Source organism: Staphylococcus sp. 510 (assembly GCF_057219715.1).
Genome location: NZ_JBXVVK010000051.1, coordinates 1 through 505, shown reverse-complemented (window position 1 = coordinate 505; position 505 = coordinate 1). Strand labels below are relative to the sequence as shown.

Sequence of the window (505 nt, the reverse complement as noted above, 5' to 3'; positions counted from 1 at the left end):
TCTTGAAAATAGCCGTGTCACTGAAATTACTCACGATTGGTTAAATTTTGGATATGAATTTGTTTCTAGCAGGTCCGTAAGTAATGCAAATCAGAAAGCATGTATTAATTTACTCAGAAAACTTATAGAAATCAAATCAGGATCACGAATCAAAGTATCCGAGTTAAATAAAGTTATTAATGAAGAAATAAAGGTAAGTTCTCAGGTTATTAAACAGTTAATTCAAGCAAACTTTGATACTCAAACCAAACTATACAATGGCTACGATTATTGGATTGATTTAGGTTGGAAAGAAGCCAATAAAAAAGAGATTCATGATATTTCGGAAAAAGATAATATTATTTCATTAGATAAAAATGAAAATATAACAGACGATGAGGCATTAGATGAAGAGAATTTGGACTTTGATTGGGAGGACTTTGACGATGAATAATGAACAAATTGAAGCATTTGTAGAAGTGCTTGTACCTATCATAGAAGAACGTATCAATAAAGGTAATTAAGG

General features: G+C 30.3%; 1 pseudogene. It reads left to right on the top strand.

Annotation, left to right across the window (positions count from 1 at the left end):
* A pseudogene (locus AC2D8K_RS12590) lies at positions 1-433 on the top strand (DUF5906 domain-containing protein); the annotation flags it as partial.
* Positions 434-505 lie beyond the last annotated feature (72 nt).